The organism is Pseudomonas sp. RW3S2 (assembly GCF_014268955.1).
Lineage (GTDB): Bacteria > Pseudomonadota > Gammaproteobacteria > Pseudomonadales > Pseudomonadaceae > Aquipseudomonas > Aquipseudomonas wayambapalatensis.
The window spans coordinates 295256-321737 of sequence record NZ_JABWRM010000005.1 but is presented as its reverse complement, the minus strand read 5'-3'; the positions used below and the strand labels follow the sequence as shown (position 1 = coordinate 321737).

29 protein-coding genes are annotated in these 26482 nt (G+C 63.4%); 7 read left to right on the top strand and 22 right to left on the bottom strand.

All coding sequences use genetic code 11. The features are described 5' to 3' along the window. Positions 1-66: 66 nt before the first annotated feature. From HU748_RS10095 to HU748_RS10085, 3 genes are all read right to left on the bottom strand, one after another. Complete coding sequence (locus tag HU748_RS10095) at positions 67-1083, bottom strand: alpha/beta hydrolase (RefSeq protein WP_186667350.1); 1017 nt, start codon at positions 1081-1083, stop codon at positions 67-69. A 33-nt stretch (positions 1084-1116) separates the two neighbouring features. Then, positions 1117-1371: a DUF2790 domain-containing protein gene (locus tag HU748_RS10090; protein ID WP_186720276.1), complete on the bottom strand. Its 255-nt coding sequence runs from the start codon at positions 1369-1371 to the stop codon at positions 1117-1119. 143 nt (positions 1372-1514) lie between these two features. Then, on the bottom strand, positions 1515-3002 hold the full coding sequence (locus HU748_RS10085) for a YifB family Mg chelatase-like AAA ATPase (protein ID WP_186667352.1): 1488 nt from the start codon (positions 3000-3002) through the stop codon (positions 1515-1517). Between the two features lie 365 nt (positions 3003-3367). On the opposite strand from HU748_RS10085, the gene leuA reads away from it, so the two are divergent. After that, on the top strand, positions 3368-5065 hold the full coding sequence (gene leuA / locus HU748_RS10080) for a 2-isopropylmalate synthase (protein WP_186667353.1): 1698 nt from the start codon (positions 3368-3370) through the stop codon (positions 5063-5065). A gap of 177 nt (positions 5066-5242) precedes the next feature. On the opposite strand, the gene HU748_RS10075 is transcribed toward leuA, so the two are convergent. From HU748_RS10075 to HU748_RS10015, 13 genes are all read right to left on the bottom strand, one after another. Then, on the bottom strand, positions 5243-6502 hold the full coding sequence (locus HU748_RS10075; RefSeq protein ID WP_186720274.1) for a biotin/lipoyl-binding protein: 1260 nt from the start codon (positions 6500-6502) through the stop codon (positions 5243-5245). Then, on the bottom strand, positions 6495-7973 hold the full coding sequence (locus tag HU748_RS10070; protein ID WP_186720272.1) for a TolC family protein: 1479 nt from the start codon (positions 7971-7973) through the stop codon (positions 6495-6497). Before HU748_RS10070 ends, HU748_RS10075 begins: the two co-directional genes overlap by 8 nt. Beyond that, complete coding sequence (locus tag HU748_RS10065; RefSeq protein ID WP_186720270.1) at positions 7966-9180, bottom strand: ABC transporter permease; 1215 nt, start codon at positions 9178-9180, stop codon at positions 7966-7968. The genes HU748_RS10070 and HU748_RS10065 overlap by 8 nt, the downstream gene beginning before the upstream one ends. Then, complete coding sequence (locus tag HU748_RS10060) at positions 9173-9874, bottom strand: ABC transporter ATP-binding protein (protein WP_186667357.1); 702 nt, start codon at positions 9872-9874, stop codon at positions 9173-9175. Before HU748_RS10060 ends, HU748_RS10065 begins: the two co-directional genes overlap by 8 nt. 72 nt (positions 9875-9946) lie before the next feature. Next, positions 9947-10717: a hypothetical protein gene (locus HU748_RS10055; protein ID WP_186667358.1), complete on the bottom strand. Its 771-nt coding sequence runs from the start codon at positions 10715-10717 to the stop codon at positions 9947-9949. Between the two features lie 93 nt (positions 10718-10810). After that, positions 10811-11275, bottom strand: coding sequence for a hypothetical protein (locus tag HU748_RS10050; RefSeq protein ID WP_054893667.1), 465 nt, complete (start codon positions 11273-11275; stop codon positions 10811-10813). Positions 11276-11588: 313 nt separating this feature from the next. Then, a complete protein-coding gene (locus tag HU748_RS10045) occupies positions 11589-11840 on the bottom strand; it encodes a DUF3077 domain-containing protein (RefSeq protein WP_186667360.1) in 252 nt (83 codons plus the stop codon). Positions 11841-11867: 27 nt separating this feature from the next. Continuing rightward, positions 11868-12116, bottom strand: a complete 249-nt coding sequence (locus tag HU748_RS10040) for a hypothetical protein (protein ID WP_186667361.1) — start codon at positions 12114-12116, stop codon at positions 11868-11870. Between the two features lie 1018 nt (positions 12117-13134). Further along, positions 13135-13305 (bottom strand): hypothetical protein, encoded by a 171-nt coding sequence (locus HU748_RS10035; protein WP_186667362.1) that lies wholly within the window; start codon positions 13303-13305, stop codon positions 13135-13137. Next, positions 13295-13681: a DUF2493 domain-containing protein gene (locus tag HU748_RS10030; protein ID WP_186720268.1), complete on the bottom strand. Its 387-nt coding sequence runs from the start codon at positions 13679-13681 to the stop codon at positions 13295-13297. Before HU748_RS10030 ends, HU748_RS10035 begins: the two co-directional genes overlap by 11 nt. A gap of 20 nt (positions 13682-13701) precedes the next feature. Next, complete coding sequence (gene mgtA, locus HU748_RS10025; protein WP_186667364.1) at positions 13702-16416, bottom strand: magnesium-translocating P-type ATPase; 2715 nt, start codon at positions 16414-16416, stop codon at positions 13702-13704. A 266-nt stretch (positions 16417-16682) separates the two neighbouring features. Next, on the bottom strand, positions 16683-16955 hold the full coding sequence (locus HU748_RS10020) for a hypothetical protein (RefSeq protein WP_186720267.1): 273 nt from the start codon (positions 16953-16955) through the stop codon (positions 16683-16685). Between the two features lie 361 nt (positions 16956-17316). After that, positions 17317-17580: an accessory factor UbiK family protein gene (locus HU748_RS10015; RefSeq protein WP_065861730.1), complete on the bottom strand. Its 264-nt coding sequence runs from the start codon at positions 17578-17580 to the stop codon at positions 17317-17319. A 411-nt stretch (positions 17581-17991) separates the two neighbouring features. On the opposite strand from HU748_RS10015, the gene glnK reads away from it, so the two are divergent. The 3 genes from glnK to sutA all read left to right on the top strand — a co-directional run bounded on the left by glnK (position 17992) and on the right by sutA (position 20480). Beyond that, positions 17992-18330, top strand: coding sequence for a P-II family nitrogen regulator (gene glnK, locus HU748_RS10010; RefSeq protein ID WP_002555808.1), 339 nt, complete (start codon positions 17992-17994; stop codon positions 18328-18330). A 47-nt stretch (positions 18331-18377) separates the two neighbouring features. Further along, the gene (locus HU748_RS10005) at positions 18378-19712 is read left to right on the top strand and encodes an ammonium transporter (RefSeq protein ID WP_054891597.1); all 1335 of its coding nucleotides are present in this window, start codon (positions 18378-18380) and stop codon (positions 19710-19712) included. A 438-nt stretch (positions 19713-20150) separates the two neighbouring features. Further along, positions 20151-20480, top strand: a complete 330-nt coding sequence (sutA, locus tag HU748_RS10000; protein ID WP_186667367.1) for a transcriptional regulator SutA — start codon at positions 20151-20153, stop codon at positions 20478-20480. Positions 20481-20558: 78 nt separating this feature from the next. Here the strand turns inward: sutA and HU748_RS09995 are convergent, their stop codons facing one another. Genes HU748_RS09995 through HU748_RS09970 form a run of 6 tightly spaced genes read right to left on the bottom strand, consistent with a single transcriptional unit; the run spans position 20559 to position 25169 of the window. Continuing rightward, on the bottom strand, positions 20559-21254 hold the full coding sequence (locus HU748_RS09995; RefSeq protein WP_186720266.1) for an HAD family hydrolase: 696 nt from the start codon (positions 21252-21254) through the stop codon (positions 20559-20561). Then, the gene (gene xerC / locus HU748_RS09990; protein WP_186667369.1) at positions 21251-22150 is read right to left on the bottom strand and encodes a tyrosine recombinase XerC; all 900 of its coding nucleotides are present in this window, start codon (positions 22148-22150) and stop codon (positions 21251-21253) included. The genes HU748_RS09995 and xerC overlap by 4 nt, the downstream gene beginning before the upstream one ends. Next, positions 22150-22860, bottom strand: a complete 711-nt coding sequence (locus HU748_RS09985) for a DUF484 family protein (RefSeq protein WP_186667370.1) — start codon at positions 22858-22860, stop codon at positions 22150-22152. The genes xerC and HU748_RS09985 overlap by 1 nt, the downstream gene beginning before the upstream one ends. Before the next feature lie 13 nt (positions 22861-22873). Next, positions 22874-23704 carry a diaminopimelate epimerase gene (dapF, locus tag HU748_RS09980; RefSeq protein WP_186720265.1) on the bottom strand — a complete coding sequence of 277 codons (831 nt, stop codon included), beginning with the start codon at positions 23702-23704 and terminating at the stop codon, positions 22874-22876. 4 nt (positions 23705-23708) lie between these two features. Continuing rightward, positions 23709-24956: a diaminopimelate decarboxylase gene (lysA, locus tag HU748_RS09975; protein ID WP_151925471.1), complete on the bottom strand. Its 1248-nt coding sequence runs from the start codon at positions 24954-24956 to the stop codon at positions 23709-23711. Positions 24957-24965: 9 nt separating this feature from the next. Beyond that, complete coding sequence (locus HU748_RS09970; protein WP_186667371.1) at positions 24966-25169, bottom strand: lipoprotein; 204 nt, start codon at positions 25167-25169, stop codon at positions 24966-24968. Between the two features lie 211 nt (positions 25170-25380). Here HU748_RS09970 and cyaY point away from each other — a divergent pair, with 211 nt between their 5' ends. The 3 genes from cyaY to rnk all read left to right on the top strand — a co-directional run bounded on the left by cyaY (position 25381) and on the right by rnk (position 26478). Next, a complete protein-coding gene (gene cyaY, locus HU748_RS09965) occupies positions 25381-25713 on the top strand; it encodes an iron donor protein CyaY (protein ID WP_054891605.1) in 333 nt (110 codons plus the stop codon). A gap of 1 nt (position 25714) precedes the next feature. After that, a complete protein-coding gene (locus tag HU748_RS09960) occupies positions 25715-25936 on the top strand; it encodes a DUF1289 domain-containing protein (protein WP_054891606.1) in 222 nt (73 codons plus the stop codon). A 131-nt stretch (positions 25937-26067) separates the two neighbouring features. After that, positions 26068-26478 carry a nucleoside diphosphate kinase regulator gene (gene rnk / locus HU748_RS09955; protein ID WP_186720264.1) on the top strand — a complete coding sequence of 137 codons (411 nt, stop codon included), beginning with the start codon at positions 26068-26070 and terminating at the stop codon, positions 26476-26478. The last annotated feature ends 4 nt before the right edge of the window (positions 26479-26482 follow it).

Sequence of the window (26482 nt, the reverse complement as noted above, 5' to 3'; positions counted from 1 at the left end):
GGCAAGCCCGCTCCTACAAATGTGGGAGCGGGCTTGCCCGCGAAGAGGCCCTTGAGGCGACTATCGTTATTGCAGATGTTCCTTCAGCGCCTGCGCCGCCTGATTCATCGCGCTACGAGTTCCGGGCACCTGCCCCAGCACGTTCAGCAATCCGAAGTCATGGATCATGCCGTTGTAGCGCACGGCAGTCACCGGCACACCGGCAGCATCGAGCTTGCGGGCGTAGGCTTCGCCTTCGTCACGCAGCACATCCATTTCGGCGGTCTGCACCAGTGCTGGCGGCAGGCCTTTGAGTTGATCCAGGCTAGCCCGCAGTGGCGAGGCATGGATGTCATCACGCTGGCGCGGGTCGGTGGTGTAGCTGTCCCAGAACCACTGCATCATGTTGCGCGTCAGGAAGTGCCCTTCGGCAAACTGGTTGTACGATGCATTGTTGAAGTTGGCGTCGGTCACCGGCCACAACAGCGCCTGGAACCGCAGCTTGGGTGTACCCGCTTCCTTGGCCTTGATCGCCACCACCGCCGCCATGTTGCCGCCGACGCTGTTACCGGCCACGGCCAGTCGGCTGCCATCCACACCGATTTCCTTGCCGTGCTCGGCCACCCAGCGGGTCGCGGCGTAGGCCTGGTTGATCGCGGTGGGGAACTTCGCTTCTGGCGATGGCGTGTAGTCGACATAGACTGCCGCCGCGCCGGAGCCGACCACCAGATCATGGATCAGGCGCTCGTGGGTCGGGTAGTCGCCCAGCACCCAGCCACCGCCGTGGAAGAACATGAACACTGGCAGCTCACCTTTCGCGCCTTGCGGGCGCACCACGCGGATGTCCAGCGGCTTGCCGTCGATCTGCAGTGTGCGACGCTCGACCTGGATACCCGAAAGATCGACCTTGACGCTGGCCTGCGCACCGCTGAGCACGGCCCGTGCATCTTTGGGCGCCAAGGTTTCCAGCGGCTTGCCGCCACCGGCGGCCAGGGCATCGAGGAAGCCTTGGGTGGTGTGCTCGACGCCGGCGCTACCGGCGGCGAAGGCGCTGTTGACGGCGAGGGCGAGCAGGCCGGCGGTCAGGGTGCGGGACAGTTTCATGGTTCAAGCTCCTCTGGGGTCGGGCCGTGGGGTTCAGTTCTGGTTGGCGGTGGTGGTTGGGTGGATGTAGCTGACCTTCTGCACCTGGCCGCTGCTATCGCGGTAGGTGAGGGTGGCAGCGGAGGCATGGCTGCGAGTGCTGTTCGGGGCATCGACCGCGATGACCTGGGCGATGTCCAGGTTCATGCCGTAGTGGTACGGCGTGGCCTCGATGGACTGGGCGAAGGCGCCTGCAGTGGTGCCGAGGGTCAGGGTGGCGATGGCGCAGGCTTTGCGAAGGGTGGTCATGATCGTTCTCCAAGGGTTCTGTAAGGGATCAGCGACTGCTTGCTGCTTGAGTCGAATATTGCGCGCAAATATTTAGCGCGCAAAATATATTTCCGCTATGGAGAAGATTGAGTGGGGTTATCGGTGGTGGTGCGGGCGTCGAGTCAACTGCCAGGGCGATATTGCAGGGCCTCGGCCAGATGGGAGCGGGCGATGCGCTCGGCCTGTTCGAGGTCAGCCAGGGTGCGGGCGACCTTGAGCAGACGGTGGGCGGCGCGCAACGAAAGGTTGAGTCGCTCGCATGCGCCTTCCAGCCATGACTGGTCGGCGGCTTTGAGGTCGCAATGTTTGCGCAGGCCTGGCATATCGAGAAACGCGTTGGCACAACCCTGGCGACGCTGTTGCCGCTCGCGGGTCTGGGCGACCTGGGCAGCGACGCTGGCGCTGGTCTCGCCACTGGGCTGGTGGCTGAGGGTGGTGCTTTCGCGTGCGACGGTCAGGTGCAGGTCGATGCGGTCGAGCAGCGGGCCCGAGAGCTTGTTGCGGTAGCGCTGGATCTGCTCAGGGCTGCACCGGCAGCGGGCTGCCGGGTCGCCCAGGTAGCCGCAGGGGCAGGGGTTCATCGCCGCTACAAGCTGGAAGCGCGCAGGAAAGCGCACCCGGTCCCTGGCCCGTGAAATCACGATCTCGCCAGACTCCAGCGGCTCGCGCAGCACCTCCAGCACACGCCGCTCGAACTCGGGCAGTTCGTCGAGAAACAGCACCCCATGATGGGCCAGGGTGATTTCCCCAGGCTGTGGCCGACTGCCGCCACCGACCAGTGCCGGGCCCGACGCGCTGTGATGAGGGTGGCGAAACGGCCGCTGTGGCCAGCAGTCGATCGGTGCCTTGCCGCTGACCGACTGGATGGCCGCAACCTCCAGAGCCTCGTGCTCGTCCAGCGGTGGCAGCAAGCCCGGCAGGCGGCTGGCGAGCAAGGTCTTGCCAGTGCCGGGTGGCCCGGTGAACAGCAGGTTGTGCGCCCCCGCCGCCGCGACCAGCAGGGCGCGCTTGGCCGCGATCTGCCCCTGTACTTCGCTCAGGTCCGGATAGGGGCGCGCGCGTAGCATCAAGCCATTGGCGGCATAGGCTGGCAGCGGTGCCTGGCCATTGAGGTGCGCTACCAGCTCCTGCAGATGCCCGACCGCATACACCACCAGCCCACTGGCCAGACTCGCTTCCTCGGCATTCTCCCGCGGCACCACCAGTGCCCGCCCGGCCTCCCGCGCCGCCAGCGCCGCCGGCAGCACGCCCTGTACCGGGCGCAATGCCCCGGATAGCGCCAACTCGCCCAGGCATTCGAAATCGACCAAGGTCGCCACCGGCACCTGGCCGTTGGCGGCGAGGATGCCCAGGGCGATGGCAAGGTCGTAGCGCCCGCCATCCTTGGGCAGGTCGGCGGGGGCGAGACTCTGGGTGATGCGTCGGGCCGGGTATTCGAGGCCGGAATTGACGATGGCACTGCGTACCCGGTCCTTGCTTTCCTTGACCGTGGCCTCGGGCAGGCCGACCAGGGTGAGGTTGGGCAGACCGTTGGCCAAGTGGGTTTCGACGCTGACAGCGGGCGCCAGCACCCCGACCTGGGCGCGGCTGTGGACGAGGGCGAGAGACATGGACACTCCTTGGTCACTGGGGATGCCGCGTCCTGCGGCAGGAGCAAGGATAGCCAGGGGCGTGGGCAGTGGCGGGTGAAGAGTGCGACGAGATTTTGCCAAGGCATGGCGTTTTTTTGTTGAGTGGACACAGTCCGTCAGGCCCACCGTGGCGCAGCAGCGTGAAGATACTTTTTATGTCATATGGCAAGTATTCACTAAGAAAATTGATTTCTCAGCAATTTTAAAAAACATAACCCTGTTTCTGGGTAAATAGAACGCAATCCAGACTAAGCGCTTTCAGCATAAATTGGATCCAATATCAGATATACGCTCACCTCACCCAGCGCCAGCACGATCGCTTACAGGCCAAGGAGAACGCCACCATGATGTTGAAGAACCCTTCCACTAAATACCGCCATTTCAACGTGGTTGATCTGCCGGACCGCACCTGGCCTGGCCAGGTACAGAAAGCCGCACCGGTCTGGTGCAGCGTTGATATGCGCGACGGCAACCAAGCCCTGATAGAACCGATGAACGCCGAGCGCAAGCGCCGCTTCTTCGATCTGCTGGTCAAGGTCGGGTTCAAGGAGATCGAGGTAGGTTTTCCGGCGGCTTCGCAGACTGATTTCGATTACGTCCGTGAGCTTATCGAAAGCGGCGCAATCCCTGACGATGTCACCATCCAGGTCATGACTCAGGCGCGTACTCACCTGATCGAGCGCACCTTCGAGGCGCTCAAGGGCGTGCCGCGGGCCATTGTGCATGTCTACAACGCCACGGCCCCTGTGTTCCGCGAAGTCGTGTTCGGTGTCGACCGCGCTGGCTGTATCGATATTGCCACCCAGGCCACCCGTGAGATCAAGGCGTTGATGCAGGCCAATCCGCAAACCCAGTGGACCTACCAGTATTCGCCGGAAACGTTCTGCTTCACCGAGTTGGACTTCGGCCTGGAAATCTGCGACGCGGTCATCGCCGAGTTCCAGCCAACGCCGTCCAACAAGATGATTCTCAATCTGCCCACAACCGTCGAGGTGTCGACGGCCAACGTGTTCGCCGACCAGATCGAATGGTTCTGCAGGCATGTGAGCCAGCGAGACAGCGTGATCATCAGCGTGCACCCACACAATGACCGCGGCACCGGGGTGTCAACTGCCGAGCAGGCGTGCCTGGCGGGTGCCGAACGGGTCGAGGGGACGCTGTTCGGCAATGGCGAGCGCACCGGCAACGTCGATATCCTGACCTTGGCCATGAATCTGTATACCAGCGGCATCAGCCCTGAACTGGACTTCTCGGACATCACCCACGTTCAGCGTGAGGTCGAGTACTGCAACCAGTTACCTACCCATCCTCGTCATCCCTATGCCGGTGAGTTGGTGTTCACTGCGTTCTCCGGCTCTCATCAGGACGCGATCAAGAAAGGCTTTGCGCGCCGCCGCGCAAACCCTCACGGTTATTGGGAAATCCCCTACCTGCCGATCGACCCTGCCGACATGGGGCGCAGCTATGAGGCGGTGATCCGGGTCAACAGCCAGTCGGGCAAGGGAGGCGTGGCGTATCTGCTGGAGCAGCAGGGCATCGTGCTGCCGCGGCGTCTGCAAATGGAGTTCAGCGGCGTGGTGCAGCGGGTTGCCGATGCCGAAGGCCAGGAAGTGACCAGCGATATGATCCTGGCCTGCTTCACTGAAACCTATCTGCAGCAGGGCAGGCCCTACACCCTGACCCAGCCCATGCTCACCAGTGACCGAGCAAGCACCTACGTCAGTGCTCAATTGCTCGTTGACGGTGGCCGCCTGCCATTGACCGGGGAGGGTAACGGGCCGCTCGCCGCGCTGGTCAACGCCTTTGCCGCACTTGGCCTGAATTTCGACATCGCCGACTACCATGAGCATGCGGTACGTGATGGCGCCCAGGCCGAGACGATCGCCTATGTGGAAATTCGCGTCAACAACCAGCTGCTTTTCGGTGTTGGTAAAGACAGCAGCATTCTCCAGGCTTCGCTGCAGGCTTTGGTCAGTGCCGTGTGCAGGGCTACTCGCCAGGGCCTGCTCGAGCCCTTGGGCAATACCATCGTCACGGCCTGAGGCGATATCGGCATTGGAAGCCTTGGGAACAGACTGCGGGCATGGTGCGGTGGTGGCCAGCCACGAGGTCCGCATGGAAGGCGATGTGTACATGCGGACCTTGCAGCTCAGTTCACGCATTGAACACTGTCAGATCATCCTGGTTTCCGGATTTTGGTCTTCGAACCTGGCAGTTCTTCAGTCAGGCGTGCGCTCCTGCACCTCCACCAGCCCAGCCTCCAGCCCCCGCACCATCACGCCCTCGGGCACCGCTGCACCGGTCGTCACCGGAATCTGCTCGACCGCAGCCTGTGGCGTCGCTCGATACACCACGTAGCGTCCCCCCTGGCCATCATCGCGCAATGCGTGCGGGGGAATGGCGATACCCTGTTCGTCACGCTGCAGAATGATCGACAGGCGTGCGCTCATCCCCGCGCGCATGGGGTGCTGCAAGGGCTGTGCTGGCAGGTCGATCGACACCTTCACTGGGTACTGGGCTCCGGCGCCTTGCGTATCAGCCGTCTCGCTCTGGATACCGATGGCGGTCAGGCGACCGCTCAGTTCACCGGAAAAGCCGTCGCCATTGATCTGCACCGGCATGCCTTCGTGCAGTAGGCGCAGGTCGGTCTCTTCCACCCGGCTCAAGGCCTGGAAGCGCTCCTGGCCTATCACGCCGAGCAGCGGTACCCCCTGGGTAACGGCGACACCCGTTTGCAGGGGAACGGATTTTCCGCCCTCTTGAGCGGCCGGGCGAACCACATACCCGGCCAGCGGAGCGAGCAGTTCGCGTCGTGCATACAACTGCTCGAGGGCCTGATGGCGCGCTTGGGCGTTGGCCAGTTCCATTGCCGCGATGCTGAGCTCCTCGCCGTGGCCGTGCGCAAGTGTTGTAAGCAGATCCTCGTTGGCGGCGGTCAGGTCCTGGCGCTGGGTGTTCACCTGCTGAGCCAGGCTTTCGACCTCCATTCGCGCGACGATGCCGCGCTCGAACAGCGCCTGGGTATCGCGCAGGCTATTCTCGCTGCGGGATAGGTTCTGGTTCGCGGCCGCCACTGCGCGCCGTGCGCGGGCGACTTCTGGGCTGGAGCTCCAACGTTCCAGGCGTTGCGCCTCTCGACGGGCCTTGAGCAGCTCAGCCTGTGCCTGGCGCAATTGCACTTGCAGCTGCGCAGGGTCCAGCGTCACCAGCACCTGGCCTTTCTCGACGTGCTGGCCCTCCTGTACGCGCACGTCGGCGATCAGCCCATCGAAAGGTGCAGCGAGGGTGATGTGGTCCATTGACTGCAGGTGGCCTACCAGGCCCAGGCGATTTTCCAGCAGGCGCGGTGCTACCTGCACCCACTGCGCTTGCGGGGAAGCGCCCGGCTGCTCATCCGCATCGCCGTAGCAGCCCGGCAGATTGGCGAGGGCCAGCACCAGTAGCGCGCGGCCGCCAGTGATCGAGCAAAACCTAGTCATTCAGTGCAATGTCCCAACTGTCCAGCGTGGTGCCCAGGGTCTGGTCCAGTTCGGCCTGGGCGTTCATGTAGCTGATGAGCGCACCCAGGCGCGTATTCTGCGCCGTGCGCAGGTCGTTCTCGAAACTCAGAACCTGGAAGTTGCTTGATCGGCCGACGGTGAGTTTTTCTCGTTCGATCGCTAGTTTGCGTTGCGACAATTCCTGCGCGCGCAGGGCAATCTGGTACTGGCGCCAGCGCACGCCGATGTCGCGCACGGCATTGGTCACGTCCCGCTGGAGTTGCTGACGTGCTTCCTGCAACCGGACTTCCTGGGTTTCCACCCCGACACGCGCATGTACTTCAGCCTGACGGGTACTCAGGTCACCGATCGGAATTTCCACTTGAACACCCACATAATTCTCCCAACTGCGCGCGCTGCCGTTGAGGTTGTTGCGTTCACGTACCTGGGCGCCACCACCGACCAGAGAGACGTCCCACAGGCGCTCGTTACGCGCCACCGTCAGGTTGATCGTTGCTTGCTCGCCGGCAATCAGTTCGATGAGGTAGGTCGGTTGCAGGGCCTGAGCCTGTTGAAGGGCCAAGGAGGTGTCGATATCGATCGCGTCTGCATGGACCGTGTCGCTGGCGACGATGGGGGTATCGAGATCCAGCGCCAGCATCTGCAACAGAGCCAGGCGCGCGGCTTGCTGTTGATTGCGGGCGTCTTCCAGTCCGAGCTCCTGGGTGGCGACTTCGGCTTCGGTCTGGACTATCTCGAAGGCTGCCATGCGACCGGCAGCAATCATTGCCTGGTTCACCTCGAGCAATTGATTGGCCCGCTGCAGGGCGTCGCGGGCAATCTGCAACTGCTCCTGGGTCTGCAGCAGAGTGTGATAACCGATGATGATTCGGGTGATGGTCTGCGCCACGGTGTCTTTCAACGCCAGCCGGTTGACCTGCTCGCCCAGGCGGGCCAGTTGCACCGGTGCCGTGGCGACATCCCTGCCGGCACCGCGCAGCAGCGGCTGGATGACCGTGATGTTGGCGCCGTCGTTACGGGTCAGCCCGGCCAGTTCGGCCTCGGTGTGACGATAGGTCCAGCCCAGGCTCAGGCGGGTGCCGTAAGGAGTCAGCAGGGTCGTAGTGGGTGTGATATCCCCTTGGCGATAGCGGTCGGCCTGGTTGTGATTGGACAGGTAGTTGCCGCGGATGAGCAGCTTGGGGCTGAAACGATCCTCGGCCACCCGCAGGTCGAACTTCTGAGCAATTCGATCCAGATAGGCGCTGCGGATCCCGCGGTTGTCGCGCAGACCGAGGTAGATCGCGTCGCTTAGGCTCAAATCAATGCGCTGTGCCTTCAGCGAGAGGCTGGAAACGGCTGGCGAAGGTGCGCTCGACCGGGTCGCCTGGGAAGGCGCGAGCGCCAGGCTGGCCAGGGCAGGCCCGGTGCTCATGATCAGCAGTAGCAAGGCCAGGCAGCGCTCAATCATCGCGCAACGCCTGTACCGGTTGCAGGCGGGCGGCAGACAGCGCCGGGCTCAAGCCGAAGAACAGCCCGGTGAGGACTGCGCCTCCGATGCCAAGTGGCAACGACAGGGGGGCGAGGCTGAAGTCGGCCCAGCCAGACAGCAAAGTAAACAGCCACCCCGCGCCCGCGCCCAGCACTGCACCGCAAGCTGCGCCGGTCACGGCCAGTACCACCGCTTCGAGGAGAAACAGCCAGGCGATATCTTGCGGGCGGGCGCCTAGTGCCATGCGCACGCCGATCTCGCGGCGGCGTTCGGAGACGTTCATCAGCATCACGTTCATCACCCCGACACCGCCCACCAGCAGGGCAATGCCGCCCAGCCCTGCCAGCAGCCAGGAGAACAGCCGCGACTGCTGGGCGATACCGGCGAGCAACTGCTGGGGAGCCTGGACATCGATCGTGCGACCGGGCAGTGCGGTCTGCAACCGCGCCTGCAGGCGAGGGGCGACGGCAAGTGGGTCGGCACCGTCGGCAGTGCGCGCCAGAACGGTACCCACCTGAGGTGCGCTGACCAGCCGTCGCATACCTTCGAGCGGGATCAGCAAGCTGTCGTCGATCGACAGCGGCAGCAGTGGGTTTTGTCCGATGCCGTGCAATACGCCGATCACCTGGAACACGTAGCCTGCGATCTGTAGCTGTGCGCCAGGCATGACCGGCATGCCCTGTGCGGCCAGATCGGCGGCAAGGCGCTCGCCCAGTACCGCATGGGTGCTGCGGCTGTCGTAAGGGCTGATGAAACGCCCCTCTATCAATCTCAGGTCGAGTACTTCGGCCAGTTGCGGATCTACCCCGGCTAGCAGCGCGTCGTGTGTTCGTCCGTGCAGACTCACGCGTACCGACGACAGGCTCAGCGGACTGATTGCACGCAGTCCCGGCTCGGCTTCGCGCACGGCTTGGGCGTCGAAGGGCTGCGTTGCCTGTGCCGACAAGTGGGCGCCTGCAGGCCATTGCACGTCGGCGACCAGCAGGTTACTGCCCATGCCCTTGAACACCGCCATCGCCTGGCGCTGGGCGTTATGCCCAATGTTCAGCAGCGCAACCACGGCTGCGCAGCCGACTGCGATACCGAGCAACGCCAGAATGGCCCGGCGTCCCAGGCGCTGGAGGCTATCGAATGGTTCAGAAAGGCGCTGAGCGAGGGATGGGCCGTAGGCTCGCGTGCTAACCATGCACGACCTCGCGTATGCAGCCCTCGACAACCTGCAGGCAGCGTTGCAGACGACGGGCAATCCCCAGGTCATGGGTGACGATGATCAGGGTGACGCCCTGCTCACGGTTGAGAGCCAGCAGCAGTTCGATGATGTCTTGTGCAGTCTGGCCATCGAGGTTGCCGGTGGGCTCGTCGGCGAGCAGCAGTTGGGGCTCACCGACGAGGGCGCGGGCAATGGCCACTCGCTGGCGTTGGCCCCCGGAGAGCTCTGCCGGGCGGTGGTGCAGCCGTTCGCCGAGGCCTACCCGCCGCAACTGCTGGCGCGCCGCCTCCCGTGCCGAGTTGCGTGGCTCGCCACGGTAAAGCAGCGGCAAGGCGACATTGTCGAGGGCATCCAGACGCGGCAGCAGGTTGAAGCCCTGAAAAACGAAGCCGATGTGCTGGTTGCGCATCACTGCGCGGGCGCCATCGGTTGCCAGGGTCATGTCGCGGCCTGCCAGGTGGAGGTGTCCTTGGGTGGGCTGGTCGAGCAGACCGATCAGGCTGAGCAAGGTGCTTTTGCCCGAGCCCGAGGCGCCAACGATGGCGCAACTTTGGCCGGCCTTGACCGACAACGAGACATCACGCAGCACGGGCCGCGCGGCGCTATGGGAGCTGTACGCATGCGTCACGCCTTGCAGGCGAATCAGCGTCTGGTTGGGTGACTCAGGCATCCATTGCCCACGATCCTTGGGAATCTGTTCAGGTATTCCCACTCAATACGATGGGCACCTGGTTGAATAAATTCAGGTGTCTTGCGTTGCTGTCTTGTCGGTGTATTCAAGGCGTTTTGCCAAGACCAGATCGAGCAGCGATTGGAGTTGATCCTTGCTGTGCGATTGTTCTTTTTCGGCGTACTGGATGAGTTTGTTCAAATCATGTTCGTAGTTGTCGGGAAGCTGGGCTTCCATGATCGGCGGCAGGCCCTTGTAATAATCCAGGATGCCTTGAAGGGTTTTAGGTGACATGTGCCCGTCGCGGTTGTACTCGTCCATCAACTTCTGCGAAACCGCCCTGGACCAAGCCTCTTCTTGTGCACCGGTCTCCACCAGCGCTGCGCGCCGTTCGTTGACTGTAAATGCACCGCTGTCGTCATGCACGACTAGAGAGAGTTGTTCCATGGACATGCCCGCGAACGGGTTGGAACCTTTGTTGTTCAGGAAGGCAGTTGCCTGACGTGCTTGCTCGAGGCGCTGTGGGTCGTCCGAAGCGGGCGTTTCGGCATCGCGTTCGACCTTGGACTGCTCGAACGCCGGGCTGTGAATAGCGCGGGTTACCTGCTCGGCGATGGCTTTCAGGCCGCTACGGTCAGTACTGGCGTCGCGCTTTGCCGCCCGTGCTGCTGCGTCGCTGAGCAACTGCGCCAGTGGCGAGATGCTGGCGTTATCCGAGTTGCCCGTTTTCTGGGGCGCCGCGACCGAGGCCGTGGCGTCAGGCTTTTCATCTGGCTTGCCAGTGCCTTGAGTTGCGTTGAGGGTTTTTACCTGTGACGCCGGCAGGCTGTTGACACCATCCATGATCGTCTCCGTATCTCTCTGGGCAGCGGGGATGCTGCGTCTACTTTGGACCCGTTCTGCCCCGGATCGCTCCGGGGCAGAACGTTCAGCGACTTACTTGATCGTGAATTCGACGTTCCACGAATAGTTCGACAGGCTGGTCGAGGTGATGGTTGCGGTGCAGCGAGCGCCGCCGCTGGCATCGGCATCCTTGGTCCATTTCGGGATCTTGGTGATGGTGCCACCCAGCCCGCCCGGGGCAATCGTGTTGACGAACGAGGTACGGAACACGCAGGACTTGCCGCCGATGGCGTAGCGCACGAAGGCGGTGGTGATGTCTGGGCTCAGGGGGCCGGTCACGACGAAGGTGAAGGCCTGGTTCGGCAGGATCGAATCTTTGGGCTTGGGCGTTGCGCTGGCGTTGGTCAGGGCTTCGTTGTTGCCGATCATCGAGTACTTGGCTTCGGCAGTGCCCAGGTTCTTGACGGTGATCTGCACGGGAGGGCCTGCATGCGCTGCACCGGCAGCGAACAGGGAGGTAACGGCCAGGGCCGCGAAGATCCGTTTCTTGAATTGCATAGCGTATTTTCCATGTGTTGACATTTTCGTATGTCGCACGACGGACGACAGTCCGCCTTGCCCGGTCTGCAGCGTTACGGCAGCTGCATGTCCTTTCCGGTCACTTTGCATCGGTGCCTTCCATGGGTTAGCTCGACTTGCGCAAAGTCCAGCTAAATAAATCCTTCCAGTTGAGGCAGTTAACGGCACAGGGAGGGAATACTTTAGTGTCGGATTCTTGAGCGGCCTGAGACTTCAGTTCGTTGAGGTGTGCTTGTGCAGCATTTGCCTGGGCCTCGATGCCGAGGCGGTATCGAGGCTTGGTCGTGAGGTTTCAGTCACCAGCGTTACGGCTGACCTCAAGATCATTCAACAACGCTTTGGCCAGGGCGCTGAGGTAGTGCAGGGCGGTGATTGCCGCAGGGTTTGCCTCCCCTGTGAACTGATCGCTCAGATCACGTGTACAGCCCACCAGCACTGAGATTTCTTCGATGGCGCGCTCATAGGGGATACCGGGCTGTACGCGAAACATCTCGAGAAAGGTGGCAACACCTGCGGTGGTGCGACCGGATTGGTTACCGCTCATGTTCATCACTCCTTGACGGGCTCAGGGTCACATCCGGTTCAGCGCATGTTCGATCAGCGCGCGAGCCGTTTCGGCGGAGTGCGCGGCGTTCGACAGCATGTGCAGGCCGGGTACACCGGCATAGGTGCGGCAGTGTTCGTCGATGGTTTCGGCGACACCGCGCAAGAGCTCGCTGGCGTGTGCCAGGGCGTCGGGAGGGGTCATGTCGGTTTGGATGGAGAAGTAGGGGTTGTTGATGAGCTTGAGGCGGGGTGGGTCGGGGACGAGTTTCTTCATGGTTCAACTCCTGGACGACATCTGGAGCTGCCACCAGAACCCTTCTCACGGATTAGGGTGGCAGCCGTGCACGAGGTGAGAAGTCCGTGGTCCAGGGACACGGCCAGGTCGAAACCTGCTCGCGCACGGCTACCATGACGGGAAGCCATTCCTGAAACACTTGGGCTTCTCACACCCAGTCGCCAATGTGGGCGACCCAGCGAAGTTATCCCTGAGGCATTTCCCCGACAATTAAGAGGCTTCCGCAAAGCGCGTAGGATACTTCCCAGGGATTATGGGCTGAAGGCTCCGGGTGCAATTTCAGATCTTTCATACGTCGGTTGCCCCATGGCTCGGCTTGTAACACCGGTCAGGCGGTTTTCGTGCTGTTTCAGGGCTATCTGCGTTGTCTGGTTGGCGGCCGCTGCGCGCCCGATCGCGGGACGAGCCCGCTCCCACAGGGGTTCTGTAGATCCATCGGAACCGGTGCAGTACTTGTGGGAGCGGGCTTGCCCGCGAAGCAGGCACCGCTGTGAATGGCACCTGCTGCGCTGTTGTTCGCGGCGCCTCGAAGAGTCCGCCCTACTAAGCAGGCGTTGCTGGCCTCGACCCCAAACAACACCACCAACACCACACTCAACACAAAGGTCACGATCACAAACTGCACATTGCGCTGCGCTGCGCCGGCCTGGGCGGGTGGCAGGTCGTGGGTGAGCGAGAAAGGGCTCGCTCATCACGCTTTTCAGGCGTTGACGGCGCCAAAAGGTACTTGGCCCCGGTCACCGCGTATCACGCGACCGGGGCCAAGATTCGGAATATCAGGTGACTACGCGGAAGGACGGCCTCGAAAGCGAGTCTCCTGCACTGAAGCAGAACAACCCAGATGCTTGCGATTTCCCTTCATATGACCTTGGCATGCCAGGCCTACGCAGCTCCGCCGACAAATTTTCTGCTGTCGCCGTAGTCAGGTGCCATGTTAAATCAGTGGGCGGAGCAAGCGCAAAAATGCGGGACGCTAGCCGGTTAGGCGCAGTTTTTCTCAGCCTCCAGACAACCGCGCCTCAACCCCAAACAACACCACCAACACCCCACTCAACACCAAGGTCACGATCACAAACAGCACATTGCGCCGCGCCGCCCGGGCCTGGGCGGGTGGCAGGTCGTGGGTGAGCGAGAAACGGGCTCGTTCATCAGGCTTTTCAGGCGTCATGGCAATGCTCCTCTCGCTCGGGTTGTCGTGGTTGCCTGCCGCAGATCACCTGCACACCAGCGCCGCGAGCCCTGGCCAGCAGCTCCTCGGTGTCGTCGCCCCCGGGCAGGGCGAGCAACAACTCGGGGCGGCTGTCGGTGAACATGAACAGGTTGCGCAGGCGCTCGGCCTGCTTGCCGTGCAACTGCCAGTTGGGCGGGTAGCGCACCAGGTCGGCGCCGTGCTCGCGTGCCCAGCTTTCGATCTCGCCACCGAGGAACTGGCTGCCGCCGTGAATCAACACCTGGATCGGCCGCTGGCGCTGGACATCGTCCAGGGCCTGGCGGCAGCGCCGGGTGTCGGCGTAGTTGCGTCCCGCACAGATCAGTACGCGCATGGTCTGCTCTCCCTGCTGGCTCAGAACCACTGTCCGAAGCGGCGGATGTAGAGGGTTTTCATGGTCTGAGCGACCACGCAGTAGCCCAGCAGGGTGGCGACCAGCCAAGGGAAGTATTCCCACGGCAGCGGCACCAGACCGACCATCGCGCCCACTGGCGAGAACGGGATGTAGATGCCCAGCGCCATCACCAGGCCCGTGGCCAGGATCACCGGCAGCGCCGCAGTGCTCTGGAAGAACGGCACCTTGCGGGTGCGCAGCATGTGCACCACCAGGGTCTGCGACAGCAGCCCTTCGATGAACCAGCCGGACTGGAACAGCGCCTGCATCTCGACACTGTTGGCGGCGAACACGTACCACATCAGGGCAAAGGTGGTGATGTCGAAGATCGACGACGTCGGGCCGATCCACAGCATGAAGCGGCCGATGTTGCGAGCGTCCCACTTGCGCGGTTCGCTGAGGAACTCCTTGTCCATGCGGTCCCACGGCAGCGACAGCTGGGAGAAGTCGTACATCAGGTTCTGCAGCAGCAGGTGGATCGCCAGCATCGGCAGGAAGGGAATGAACGCACTGGCCACCAGCACCGAGAACACGTTGCCGAAGTTGGAACTGGCGGTCATGCACAGGTACTTCATGATGTTGCCGAAGGTTTCGCGACCCTTGAGCACACCCTCCTCGAGCACCATCAGGCTTTTTTCCAGCAGGATGATGTCTGCCGATTCCTTGGCGATATCGGTGCCGCTGTCCACCGAGATACCGACGTCGGCGTCACGCAGGGCGGCAGCGTCGTTGATGCCGTCGCCGAGGAAGCCCACGGTGTGACCGTTGGCCTGCAGCGCCTTGAGCACGCGGGATTTCTGCAGTGGGGTGAGCTTGGCGAAGACGGTGCGTTCTTCGACCTGAATCTTCAGGGTGGTGTCGTCCATGCGCTCGATGTCCTGGCCAAGCAGCGGCAGGCCGGGCTCCAGGCCGACTTCGCGGCATACCTTGCAGGTGACCACCGGGTTGTCGCCAGTCAGTACCTTGACCCGCACGCCCATGTCGCGCAGGGCGGCGATGGCCGGGCCGGCGGTTTCCTTGGGCGGGTCGAGGAAGGTCAGGAAGCCCTGGATCACCAGGTCGCGCTCGTCGTCGGTGTGGTACTGCGCCTTGCCTTCGCTTGCCGGAATGTCGCGGGTGGCGACCACCAGCACGCGGAAGCCGTCGCGGTTGAAGGCATCGGCGCTGGCCAGCAGGCGCTGGCGCCGACGCTCATCGAGGGCCACGACGCTTTCGCCTTCCTGCACATGGGTGGCGATGGCGAGCATTTCCTCGACCGCGCCTTTGCTCACCATCAGGTGATCGCCCAGGGCGTTCTTCACCACCACCGACAGGCGACGGCGAATGAAGTCGAACGGCAGCTCGTCGACCTTGGCGTAGGCGTAGGGCGCCTGGAATGCGCGGTCCTGGGCCGCGAAGTGGAGTACGGCCTGGTCCATCAGGTTGCGCACGCCGCTCTGGTGGTGGCTGTTGAGCCAGGCCAGCTCGAGGATGCGCTTGTCGCGCTCACCGTCGATGCGCACATGGTGCTCGAGGATGATCCGGTCCTGGGTGAGGGTGCCGGTCTTGTCGGTGCACAGCACATCCATCGAGCCCAGGTTCTGGATGGCGTTCAGGCGCTTGACCACCACCTTGCGCCGGGCCATGGCCACGGCGCCCTTGGCCAGGTTGGCGCTGACGATCATCGGCAGCATTTCCGGGGTCAGGCCCACGGCCACGGCGAGGGCGAAGAGGAAGGCATCGCCCCAGTCGCCCTTGACCAGGCCATTGATCATGAACACCACCGGTACCATCACCAGCATGAAGCGGATCAGCAGGCTGCTGACGCTGTTCACGCCGCGGTCGAAGGCGGTCTGGCTGCGCGAGCCGGCGATGGCCTTGGCCAGGGAGCCGAAGTAGGTGCGTCGACCGGTGGCGACCACCACGGCGCGGGCGCGGCCGCTGACCACGTTGGTGCCCATGAAACAGATGTTCGGCAGTTCGAGCAGGTTGTCCTGGTCAGCGCTGTCAGTCGTGGCGGACTTCTGCGCGACATTGCCCAGGGTGTCGTACTTCTCGACCGGCAGCGCTTCGCCGGTGAGCACCGCCTGGCTGATGAACAGGTCGCGTGATTCGAGCAGGCGGATGTCAGCGGGAATCATGTCGCCCGCCGAAAGCTGCACGATGTCGCCGGCCACCAGTTCGTCCATGGGCACTTCGCGCAGGCGCGGCGGCTGGCCGAACTGTTCGCGGCGCAGCACGGTGGCCGTGGTGCGCACCATCGCCTTGAGGGCGTCGGCGGCCTTGTTCGAGCGGTACTCCTGCCAGAAGCGCAGCAGGCTGCTGAGGCTGACCATGGTCATGATGATGATGACCTTGGTCAGGTCGGCGTCATCCGCTTCACCTGCGCTGATCGGCATCCAGTAGTCGGTGACGAAACTGATCCCGGCCAGGGTCAGCAGGACGTAGATGAAGGGGTTGTGCAGGGCCTTGAGCAGTTGCACCAGGGCGTGGGGTTGCTGGTCGTGGGCGACCTGGTTGGCGCCGTCGCGCTGCAGGCGCTTGGCGGCTTCGTGTTCGGTCAGGCCATGCTCGCTCGCATCGAGGTTGGCGAGGGTGACGGACAGGCCATTGCGCGCTTCACGGGCGGCGCGGGTGGACAGGCGGGTTTCGCGTTCGGCCTTGGCCGGTGGGGTGTTGCGGTGTTTGACGGTCATGTTGCTGTGCTCCTGCCGCTGCGGCGGCACGACACACAGACGTTTCACTCAGGGGGTGAACGAAGGCATGTCGGGTCGCAGAAAAATGCTTGGTTTTTCCGACAGTTGTCTGTCCGCTGCCGAGAGTCGGAAGTTGTTTCGGCAGCGAACTTTCTACTCGCGCATTCCATGTTTGTATTCCTCGTTGATAAACAATGGGCAATAACCGTCCGGCGAACTTTCAAGGTTGAAAGTTCGATCAGAAGTTACTGTTCTATATCAGTTGTTCAGTGGAACGTCTGAGGGCTCAGGCGAGCGCAGAGGCGTGCCAGCAGCCCCCGTCTACCTGGAGGGTCCTGGCTGTCGTCGTGGTGCCAGTGCAGGCGCAACTGGAGTTTTCCGTGGCAGGGGTGTGCCTGCCATACGGCACGCAACTGCGGGCCGCACACGGCGGCGGAGGGCTGGGCTGGAGCGCACGGGCCACGGGGCGGCCAGGCGCGGGCCTGCAAACGCGCCAGGCAGGCGTGCAGGCGATTTGAAACGAATGACGTGAGGTTCATGAGCTTGCCTCCAACCGGCGGACACCGGCTGGGGCAAGTCACGGCGGAGCATCAGGCTCTGGCGCGGCTTGCCCGACCAGGGTGTCGGGACCGGTGTTCCGGTTCAAGTGCCTGACCGGGCCGTGCGGCGGCGGTCAGGCAGCGACTAGATACTGTGTCCATTGAATTCTTCAGTGAATGGAAAAAAGGCCCCTTTTCTCAGGGCGAGCGAACTTTATTCAAGGGTAGTATCGAAGTCAACCGGGGAGGTGAACTTTAAATAAGTTTCATCTTGTTTGAATGCTCCCTATTCTTCGTAGGAAGCGTTTGATGTTTCCGGCCGGCCTCTGCGCGGAGGCCGGCCGGATATCCCTAAGGGTGGCTAGTCCTGGGCCGGCGGCGCCATGCGCGCCTCCAGCTCGGCCACTTGCTTCTCCAGGGCTTCGAGGCGCGCGCGGGTGCGCGCCAGGACCACCATCTGGCTGTCGAATTCTTCACGGCTGACCAGGTCCAGCTTGCTGAACGCGCTCTGCATCAGGATCTTGAACTGGCTTTCGAGTTCGGCGCGCGGCTGCGCGGTGTCGCCGCTGAACAGGCGCGAGGCCTGGTCGCTCAGGGCGTCGAGAAGGGCTTTGGGCGCGAGCATGGGTCGGGTTGTTCCGTGCGTGTGAAAGGTGGGCAGTGTAGCACGGCGTATTCCGGGGACTGGATGCACACTTTTTGAGCAGCTCGCTATGACTCTATGCACCAGAATCGTGCAGCTTTCGCCGTACTGGCCATGGGCTAATCCCGAGCATTGCACGCAACTACTTGTTTTCTGGCCTTTTGCCGGATCTGGCAAGGTTTCTGCAAAGGCCTCTGTGCGCCATGCACTGATGCAGTCCCTTGTGATCGGGCAGTGTGCAGGCGGAGCCGCAAGGGTCCCTCGTCACCCGCCGAAAACGTGCGTCGGTGGGGGAATGGAGCCGACGACGCGTTACAAAGCCAGGCGCTGCGCTTAGACTTGAGACGGGTTTGTTTTCCTGGGGCAAGTCCACCAAATCGGGAGAAGAGTTTCATGAAGCTAGTCACTGCCATCATCAAGCCGTTCAAGCTGGACGACGTGCGCGAGTCGCTGTCGGAAATCGGCGTGCAAGGCATCACCGTGACCGAAGTCAAAGGCTTCGGCCGGCAGAAAGGCCATACCGAGCTGTACCGTGGCGCCGAATACGTGGTCGATTTCCTGCCCAAGGTCAAGATCGATGTCGCCATCGATGACAAGGACCTGGACCGGGTGATCGAAGCCATCACCAAGGCGGCCAACACCGGCAAGATCGGCGACGGCAAGATCTTCGTGGTGAATCTGGAGCAGGCGATCCGCATCCGTACCGGCGAAACCGATACCGACGCGATCTAAGCGACACAACAAGCCTCACCAAACCCAAACGCCCCAGGAGAAAACAAATGACTCTGCGCAAGATCGCAGGGCTAGGAGCCCTATTGTCCCTCGTAATGCCTGGCCTTGCCCTGGCAGAGGAAGCAGCCGCCCCGGTACTGAACTCCGGCGACACCGCCTGGATGCTCACGGCCACGGCGCTGGTACTGTTCATGACCATCCCGGGCCTGGCCCTGTTCTACGGTGGCATGGTGCGCTCCAAGAACCTGCTGTCGGTGATGATGCAGTGCTTCGCCATCACCGGTCTGATCAGCATCCTGTGGGTCATCTACGGCTACAGCATCGCCTTCGATACCACCGGCATGGAAAAGGGCGTGCTCAATTTCAACTCGTTCATCGGCGGCTTCTCCAAAGCCTTCCTCGCCGGTGTGACGCCGTCTGGCCTGACCTCGGCCACCGCGCTGTTCCCTGAGGCGGTGTTCATCACCTTCCAGATGACCTTCGCCATCATCACTCCTGCACTGATCGTCGGTGCCTTCGCCGAACGCATGAAGTTCTCCGCCATGCTGGTGTTCATGGGCGTGTGGTTCACCCTGGTCTATGCGCCGATCGCGCACATGGTCTGGAGCGGTGACGGTGCACTGATGTGGGACTGGGGCGTACTGGACTTCGCGGGCGGCACCGTGGTGCACATCAACGCCGGTATCGCAGGTCTGGTGGCGTGCCTGGTACTGGGCAAGCGCAAAGGCTACCCGACCACGCCGATGGCTCCGCACAACCTCGGCTACACCCTGGTCGGCGCGGCCATGCTGTGGATCGGCTGGTTCGGCTTCAACGCAGGTTCCGCTGCAGCGGCCAACGGCACTGCCGGCATGGCCATGCTGGTGACCCAGATCGCCACCGCCGCCGCCGCGCTGGGCTGGATGTTCGCCGAGTGGATCGGCCACGGCAAACCTAGTGCCCTGGGCATCGCTTCGGGTGTGGTCGCCGGCCTGGTCGCCATCACTCCGGCTGCCGGCACCGTCGGCCCTATGGGCGCCCTGGTAATCGGCCTGGCGTCGGGTGTGATCTGCTACTTCTGCGCCACCAGCCTCAAGCGCAAGCTGGGCTACGACGACTCGCTGGATGCCTTCGGTGTGCATGGTATTGGCGGTATCGTCGGCGCGATTCTCACCGGTGTGTTCGCAGCACCGGCCCTGGGCGGCTTCGGCGCGGTCACCGATATCGGTGCGCAGGTCTGGGTCCAGGCCAAGGGCGTGATCTTCACCGTGGCCTACACCGCCATCGTCACCTACGTGATCCTCAAGGTGCTGGACGTGGTAATGGGCCTGCGGGTCAACGAAGAAGAAGAGTCGGTCGGCCTCGACCTGGCTCAGCACAACGAGCGCGGCTACAACCTGTAACCGCCCTGCAGTAAAAAACTTGCCCGGCTTGTCCGGGCATTTTTTTGCCTGATTTTTACCGTTTCGCCGGTAGGCAAACGGTTTATCCGGCACGTTCGTGACGCAGGCAGAAAACTTACAGAAAAGCGGGTACTGATGGAGCTTTGTTTTTTCTCCCGGCGCGCTAGAATGCGCGCCGGAAGGGTGTTTGCAGTGCCTTCCACACACTTCGCCACGCTTTGCTAGGCTTGCCAATAGCGCAAGGCCAGCAGCGGTGGCTCAAGGATTTCGTCAGATCCCGCCAGGAGCTGGGATCTGCTGGGTGAAACGCCCTCACCAGGGGCCGTACATCCAAGGCAGTGGCCAACCCACGGCCAGTTGAATTTTCACTGGTGGCTGCCGGTCTACGGCATCACTGGTCTATAACTAACCTGCTTTTCGCAAGTCATGAGGTAGAACATGAGCGACGACGATCTGGAAAATGATGACCTCGAAGTAGGCGACGAAGACGAGGGTGATGAGGCCCTTGACGCGGCATCCGACGACGGCGCGGAAGACGCCGGCGACGACGACAGCAGCCCTGCACCTGCCGCCAAAGGCAAGTCCAAGGCGGCAGTCTCGGTAGACGAGATGCCGAGCATGGAAGCCAAGCAGAAGGAGCGCGACGCGCTGGCGCGCGCCATGGAAGAGTTCCTGGCACGCGGTGGCAAGGTCCAGGAAGTCGAGGCCAACGTGGTTGCCGATCCGCCCAAGAAGCCGGACAACAAGTACGGCAGCCGCCCTATCTGAGTGGCTGGATACAAGAAAGCCCGCCGTCGCTGCGGGCTTTTTTGTGGGTGGAATCCGACGTGCCCCGCGATAGGGTCGTCAGCGCCAGCGTGCGAGCACGTCGGGCAGTTGCGACAGGCGCTGGATCTCGGCATCCGGCGCCTGCTCGCCGGCCCAGGCCTTACCCTGGGGGTTGAACCAGATCGCGCGTAGGCCGGCGCGTTGGGCCCCAGCGATGTCGTCCCCCGGGTGATCGCCGATGTGTACCGCCGCACTGGCTTCGACCTCGCCGCGCTTGAGCGCTTCGCGGAACGGCGCCGGGTCCGGCTTGCCGATCCCCAGGTCCTCGGCGCACAGGGCGAAGCGGAAGTAGTCCGAGATCCCCAGCCGCCGCACATCGGCATTGCCGTTGGTCACGACGCCCAGCACATAGTGATGGCGCAGGATCTCCAGCACCGGTTGCACTTCGGGAAACACCTCGATCTGATGCCGGGCATGCAGGAATACCTCGAAGGCTTCATTGGCAAGCTCCTGGGCGTGTTGCTCGCTGTAGCCGACGTCGGACAGTGCGTGGAACAGCACGCGCCGGCGCAGGGCGCTGATGCGGTGCTTGAGGCCCGGTTCGGCTTGCACCAGGCGTTCGCGGATGGCATACAGGTGCTCGACCGGCACACCGCCCAGGTTTGGGGCATTGGCGGCAAGCCAGTCGCGCAGGACGGTCTCGGCACTGGCGATCACCGGTGCGGTGTCCCACAGGGTGTCGTCCAGGTCGAAGGTGATCAGCTTGATACTCATGAGTCGCTGCCTTTGCTGCGTTTGGCCCGTGGATGGGCGCTGTCGTAGACGGCGGCCAGGTGCTGGAAGTCCAGGTGGGTGTAGATCTGTGTGGTGCTGATGTCGGCGTGGCCGAGCATCTCCTGTACCGCGCGCAGGTCCTGGGACGATTCGAGCAGGTGGCTGGCGAAGGAGTGGCGGAGCATGTGCGGGTGCAGGTGCTGGCCCAGTTCGCGTTCGCCGGCGACCTTGACCCGCAACTGGATGGCCCGTGGCCCCAGGCGCTTGCCTTGGCGGGTGACGAACATCGCCCCGTCGCGTGGCGCGCTGATCCCGCGCAGTTTCAGCCACGCCTGCAGCGCCTCGCGCGCCTTGCGCCCGACCGGCAGGACGCGGGCCTTGCCACCCTTGCCCTGCACCTGGACCAGCCCGCCCGCCAGGTCCAGTTGTTCGAGGTCGAGGTTGGTCAGTTCCGACAGGCGCAGGCCCGAGGAATAGAACAGTTCGAGAATGGCCTGGTCACGACGGGCGATGAAGTCGTCGTCGACGCCGCCGTCGAGCAGTTGCAGGGCGCGGTCGGTGTCGAGGGTCTTGGGCAGGCGACGCTCACCCTTGGGCGGGGTCAGGCCGTTGGCCGGGTCATGCTGGCAAAGCCCCTCACGGTTGAGGTAGCGATACAGGCCGCGCACCGCCGAAAGCAGGCGCGCCAGGCTGCGCGATGATTGGCCGTGGTGGTGCAGGCGCGCCACCAGCTGGCGCAATTGCTGGATCTGCAGGGCCTGCCAACTGGCGATGCCCTGGGTGTTGCAGAATTCGACCACCTTCTCCAGGTCGCGGCGGTAGGCCAGCTGGGTGTGCTCGGACACCTGGCGCTCGTTGCGCAGGTGCGCGCAATAAGCTTCCAGCTGGCGTTCCATCAGCGCACCGAGCGCAGCGTCTGGGTGAAGCGCGGAACCACGCGACCGAGGACTTCGGCGATGTAGGTGAGGAACAGGGTGCCGACGCTGCTCTTGTAGTGCTGCGGGTCGCGGCTGCCAATGGCCAGCACGCCGTGCAGGCCCTGGTGCTCGAGCGAGGCGACGGCACTGGAACCGACATCCTTGCGCTGGTCTTCGCCGAACAGGAAGGCCAGCTCATGCTCGCGCAGGTTGCCGCTGACCGTCTTGCCGCTGCCCAGCAGGCCACCGATGGCCTGTTGCGCCTCGGCACCGCTGACCCAGCGCCCGACCGGCGCGGCGTTCTCACCGAACAGGATCAGGCTGACGAAGGGCACCTGGAACTCCTGGCGCAGGCTGTCTTCGACCGCCATCACCACCTCTTCCAGGCTGCTGGCGTCGAGCAGGTCGAGGATCAGGCGGCGGGTCTTGTCGAACAGCCGGTCGTTGTCGCGGGCCACATCCATCAATTGCGACAGGCGATGGCGCATCTCGATGTTGCGGTCGCGCAGCAGCTTGAGCTGGCGCTCCACCAGCGACACGCTGTCGCCGCGCTGGTGGGGGATGCGCTGCTCGATGAGCAGTTCGTCATGCTCGGCGAAGAAGGTTGGGTGGGCACGCAGGTAGGCGACCACCGCCTCGGCGTCGAGGTCGGCGGCTTGCTCGGGTACAACCTGTGGCTGATCGGTCATGGCGGATACTCGCTTAGAGACGAACCTGTCCTTCGTAGACGCGTACGGCCGGGCCGGTCATCAGCACCGGTTTGCCGGGGCCGGCCCATTCGATGCTCAGACGCCCGCCCGGCAGGTCGATGGACACGGGAGAATCCATCCAGCCCTGGGCGATGGCTGCTACGGCGGCGGCGCAGGCGCCGGTGCCGCAGGCCTGGGTTTCACCTGCACCGCGCTCCCATACCCGCAGGTTGGCACGGTGACGGTCGACGACCTGGATGAAGCCGGCGTTGACCCGCTGCGGGAAGCGCGGATGGTGCTCGATCTTCGGCCCCAGCTCGTGCACGGGGGCGCTGCGCACGTCATCGACGCGCAGCACCGAATGCGGGTTGCCCATGGACACCGCGGCGATCGAGTGGACCTGGCCATCGACCTCCAGTGGATAACTCAGCGCCTGCCGGTCGGCGACGAAGGGGATATCGGCGGGGATGAAGCGCGGCGGGCCCATGTCGACACAGACCTGGCCATCGTTCTGCACATCCAGCTCGATGACACCGCCTTTGGTTTCGACGCGGATGCGCTTCTTCGCGGTCAGGCGCTTGTCCAGCACGAAACGGGCGAAGCAGCGCGCGCCGTTGCCGCACTGTTCGACTTCGGAGCCGTCGGCATTGAAGATCCGGTAGCGGAAGTCCACTTCCGGATTGCTCGGCGCCTCGACGATCAGCAGCTGGTCGAAGCCGATGCCGGTATGGCGGTCACCCCACTGCTTGGCATGCTTGGGCTGGATGTGCGCGTGCTGGCTGACCAGGTCCAGGACCATGAAGTCGTTGCCCAGCCCGTGCATCTTGGTGAAACGCAGCAGCATGGGTTCACTCCGGCAGCAGGCTTTCGCCGGCGAACAGTTCGGCAATGGTCTCGCGGCGGCGGACTTCGAAGGCCTGGTCGCCATCGACCAGGATTTCGGCGCAACGGCCACGGGTGTTGTAGTTCGAGCTCATGACGAAACCATAGGCGCCCGCAGACTGCACGGCCAGCAGGTCGCCTTCGGCGAGGTTCAGCTGGCGGTCCTTGGCGAGGAAGTCACCGGTTTCGCAGATCGGGCCGACCAGGTCGTAGGCACGGCCTTCGCCTTCGCGTGGCTTGACCGCGCTGACGCCCATCCAGGCCTGGTACAGCGCCGGACGGATCAGGTCGTTCATCGCCGCATCGATGATGGCGAAGTCCTTGTGCTCGGTGTGCTTGAGGTATTCGACGCGGGTCAGCAGCACGCCGCCGTTGGCGACGATGTAGCGGCCGGGCTCGAACACCAGGGCCAGGTCGCGTGCGCCGACGCGCTCGCGGATGGCCTTGATGTAGTCGGCGACCAGCGGTGGCTGTTCGTCGCGATAGCGCACGCCGACGCCGCCGCCCAGGTCGAGGTGACGCAGGTGGATACCGCAGTCGGCAAGGCGGTCGACCAGGTCGAGCAGGCGGTCGAGGGCGTCAAGGAACGGGTCGACGGTGGTCAGCTGCGAACCGATGTGGCAGTCGACACCGACCACGTCCAGGTTGGGCAACTGCGCGGCGCGCACGTAGATGGCTTCGGCATCGGCGATGGCGATACCGAACTTGTTCTCTTTGAGGCCGGTGGAAATGTACGGGTGGGTGCCAGCATCGACGTCCGGGTTGACCCGCAGCGAGACCGGGGCGACCTTGCCCATCTCGGCGGCCACCACTTGCAGGCGCTCGAGTTCGTCGGTGGATTCGACGTTGAAGCAGTGCACGCCGACTTCCAGGGCGCGGCGCATGTCTTCACGGGTCTTGCCGACGCCGGAGAACACCACGCGGTCGGCACGGCCGCCAGCGGCCAGCACACGCTCCAGTTCGCCACCGGAAACGATGTCGAAGCCTGCGCCCAGACGAGCCAGCAGGTTCAGCACGCCGAGGTTGGAGTTGGCCTTGACCGCGAAGCACACCAGGTGCTCGACCCCTTGCAGGGCGTCGGTGTAGCTACGGTACTGGCCCTCGATGTGGGCGCGCGAGTAGACGTAGGTGGGGGTGCCGAAACGTTCGGCAATGGCCGACAGGGCCACGCCTTCCGCGAACAGTTCACCGTCGCGGTAGTTGAATGCGTCCATTGGATTTCCTTACTGCGCTGGCGACTGCTCGGGCAGCGATTCTTCGTCTTGCGGGGCGGCCTTGGCCGGCTGCGCGTGCTGGTGCGACGACTTGCGTGCGCTCTTGCCGTCCTTGCCGTCTTCAGGCAGGTACAGGGGGCCTTTCTGACCGCAGGCCGAAACGAGGCAGGCTACAGCGACCAGCGCCGCAATGGAGGAAATCAGGCGCTTCATGGGTGAAATCCTTTGAAATAAGCAGTATTGCGCCCGAGTATACCGAGCGACCGCCGGATTGCCTATGCAAGGGCCGGTCCGTCGGGCGGGCCAGGCTTGCTGGTTGTGAGGGTTGGGCTAGGTGCTGCCGGTCGCTAGTCTTTGCAATCAGCGCCCAGCGGTCGTATCGTGCCCGGCTTGCGTGTGTGCAGCCATTTTCGAGGTTCCTGCAATGAGTTTGAGCGAAGCGCGTTTCCACGACCTGGTCGACGCGACCCAACAGGCCCTGGAGGATCTGTTCGACGAGACCGACCTGGACCTGGACATGGAAAACTCCGCCGGTGTCCTGACGATCAAGTTCGACAACGGCAGCCAACTGATCTTCAGCCGCCAGGAGCCGCTGCGTCAGCTGTGGCTGGCCGACCGCTCGGGCGGTTTCCACTTCGACTATGACGAAGAGAGCGGCAAGTGGGTCTGCGAGAAGAGCGAAGAACTGCTCGGCGAGATGCTCGAGCGCATCGTCTGGGAGCGGGTCGGCGAGAAGCTGGACTTCGACGAGATCTGAGATGAGCGAGCAACCGCGGCCGCCCAAGCCGCTCTACAGCAATGTCAGCCCGGCCGTGCCTTCGCCGTGCATCAGCGTCTGCCGTCTCGACGAGCGCCGTGTCTGCACTGGATGCATGCGTCATGTGGAGCATATCCGCGAATGGCGTTCGGCCGATGACGAGCGGCGGCGGCAGATCTGCCGCGAGGCCGACGCACTGAGGGCTTCGACGCCACAGGCTTGAGTATTTGCCCGGCTGTGGTAGTGTCAGTCCGGTACTGGCCGCGCCAGAAGCATTCTCAAACCCCGCCCTTGGGCGGGGTTTTGCTTTATCTACAGCTTGAAATACTTCGTTGAAAGGAGTCTGACTGGACCATGAGCATCAAGCCTTCCCTCATCCTCACCCGACTGGACGTGCAGCGTCTTGAGCGTCTGCTCGACAGCCTCGACGAAAGCACGCCGGGTGTGCTCGCCCTGCAGGACGAGCTGGACCGCGCCGAACAGGTGGTCGGCCACGAGGAGGTCCCGGCGGGCGTGGTGACCATGAACTCGCGCGTGCACTGCCGCGAGGAGGCCACCGGCAAGGATTATCACCTGACCTTGGTCTACCCGAAGGACGCAGGCGGGGAAGGCAACGTCTCGATCCTCGCACCGATCGGTTGCGCGCTGCTCGGCCTGTCGGTGGGCGACCAGATCGACTGGCCGGCGCCAGGCGGCAAGACGCTCAAGCTCAAGCTGCTCGCCGTGGAATACCAGCCTGAAGCGGCAGGTGATTTCGATCTCTGAACGG

Bases quoted from the DNA above. Each gene is read 5' to 3' on its own strand.
- HU748_RS10095 (WP_186667350.1), bottom strand. From the start codon at position 1,083: ATGAAACTGTCCCGCACCCTGACCGCCGGCCTGCTCGCCCTCGCCGTC.
- HU748_RS10045 (WP_186667360.1), bottom strand. From the start codon at position 11,840: ATGAGCGGTAACCAATCCGGTCGCACCACCGCAGGTGTTGCCACCTTT.
- HU748_RS10020 (WP_186720267.1), bottom strand. From the start codon at position 16,955: ATGAACCTCACGTCATTCGTTTCAAATCGCCTGCACGCCTGCCTGGCG.
- HU748_RS10085 (WP_186667352.1), bottom strand. From the start codon at position 3,002: ATGTCTCTCGCCCTCGTCCACAGCCGCGCCCAGGTCGGGGTGCTGGCG.
- HU748_RS10035 (WP_186667362.1), bottom strand. From the start codon at position 13,305: ATGACGCCTGAAAAGCCTGATGAACGAGCCCGTTTCTCGCTCACCCAC.
- HU748_RS09970 (WP_186667371.1), bottom strand. From the start codon at position 25,169: ATGAAGCGCCTGATTTCCTCCATTGCGGCGCTGGTCGCTGTAGCCTGC.
- sutA (WP_186667367.1), top strand. From the start codon at position 20,151: ATGAGCGACGACGATCTGGAAAATGATGACCTCGAAGTAGGCGACGAA.
- dapF (WP_186720265.1), bottom strand. From the start codon at position 23,704: ATGCTGCTGCGTTTCACCAAGATGCACGGGCTGGGCAACGACTTCATG.
- glnK (WP_002555808.1), top strand. From the start codon at position 17,992: ATGAAGCTAGTCACTGCCATCATCAAGCCGTTCAAGCTGGACGACGTG.
- leuA (WP_186667353.1), top strand. From the start codon at position 3,368: ATGATGTTGAAGAACCCTTCCACTAAATACCGCCATTTCAACGTGGTT.
- HU748_RS10005 (WP_054891597.1), top strand. From the start codon at position 18,378: ATGACTCTGCGCAAGATCGCAGGGCTAGGAGCCCTATTGTCCCTCGTA.
- HU748_RS09995 (WP_186720266.1), bottom strand. From the start codon at position 21,254: ATGAGTATCAAGCTGATCACCTTCGACCTGGACGACACCCTGTGGGAC.
- HU748_RS09985 (WP_186667370.1), bottom strand. From the start codon at position 22,860: ATGACCGATCAGCCACAGGTTGTACCCGAGCAAGCCGCCGACCTCGAC.
- HU748_RS10090 (WP_186720276.1), bottom strand. From the start codon at position 1,371: ATGACCACCCTTCGCAAAGCCTGCGCCATCGCCACCCTGACCCTCGGC.
- lysA (WP_151925471.1), bottom strand. From the start codon at position 24,956: ATGGACGCATTCAACTACCGCGACGGTGAACTGTTCGCGGAAGGCGTG.
- HU748_RS10040 (WP_186667361.1), bottom strand. From the start codon at position 12,116: ATGAAGAAACTCGTCCCCGACCCACCCCGCCTCAAGCTCATCAACAAC.
- HU748_RS10055 (WP_186667358.1), bottom strand. From the start codon at position 10,717: ATGGATGGTGTCAACAGCCTGCCGGCGTCACAGGTAAAAACCCTCAAC.
- HU748_RS10030 (WP_186720268.1), bottom strand. From the start codon at position 13,681: ATGCGCGTACTGATCTGTGCGGGACGCAACTACGCCGACACCCGGCGC.
- HU748_RS10060 (WP_186667357.1), bottom strand. From the start codon at position 9,874: ATGCCTGAGTCACCCAACCAGACGCTGATTCGCCTGCAAGGCGTGACG.
- HU748_RS09960 (WP_054891606.1), top strand. From the start codon at position 25,715: ATGAGCGAGCAACCGCGGCCGCCCAAGCCGCTCTACAGCAATGTCAGC.
- cyaY (WP_054891605.1), top strand. From the start codon at position 25,381: ATGAGTTTGAGCGAAGCGCGTTTCCACGACCTGGTCGACGCGACCCAA.
- HU748_RS10050 (WP_054893667.1), bottom strand. From the start codon at position 11,275: ATGCAATTCAAGAAACGGATCTTCGCGGCCCTGGCCGTTACCTCCCTG.
- rnk (WP_186720264.1), top strand. From the start codon at position 26,068: ATGAGCATCAAGCCTTCCCTCATCCTCACCCGACTGGACGTGCAGCGT.
- HU748_RS10070 (WP_186720272.1), bottom strand. From the start codon at position 7,973: ATGATTGAGCGCTGCCTGGCCTTGCTACTGCTGATCATGAGCACCGGG.
- mgtA (WP_186667364.1), bottom strand. From the start codon at position 16,416: ATGACCGTCAAACACCGCAACACCCCACCGGCCAAGGCCGAACGCGAA.
- HU748_RS10075 (WP_186720274.1), bottom strand. From the start codon at position 6,502: ATGACTAGGTTTTGCTCGATCACTGGCGGCCGCGCGCTACTGGTGCTG.
- xerC (WP_186667369.1), bottom strand. From the start codon at position 22,150: ATGGAACGCCAGCTGGAAGCTTATTGCGCGCACCTGCGCAACGAGCGC.
- HU748_RS10015 (WP_065861730.1), bottom strand. From the start codon at position 17,580: ATGCTCGCGCCCAAAGCCCTTCTCGACGCCCTGAGCGACCAGGCCTCG.
- HU748_RS10065 (WP_186720270.1), bottom strand. From the start codon at position 9,180: ATGGTTAGCACGCGAGCCTACGGCCCATCCCTCGCTCAGCGCCTTTCT.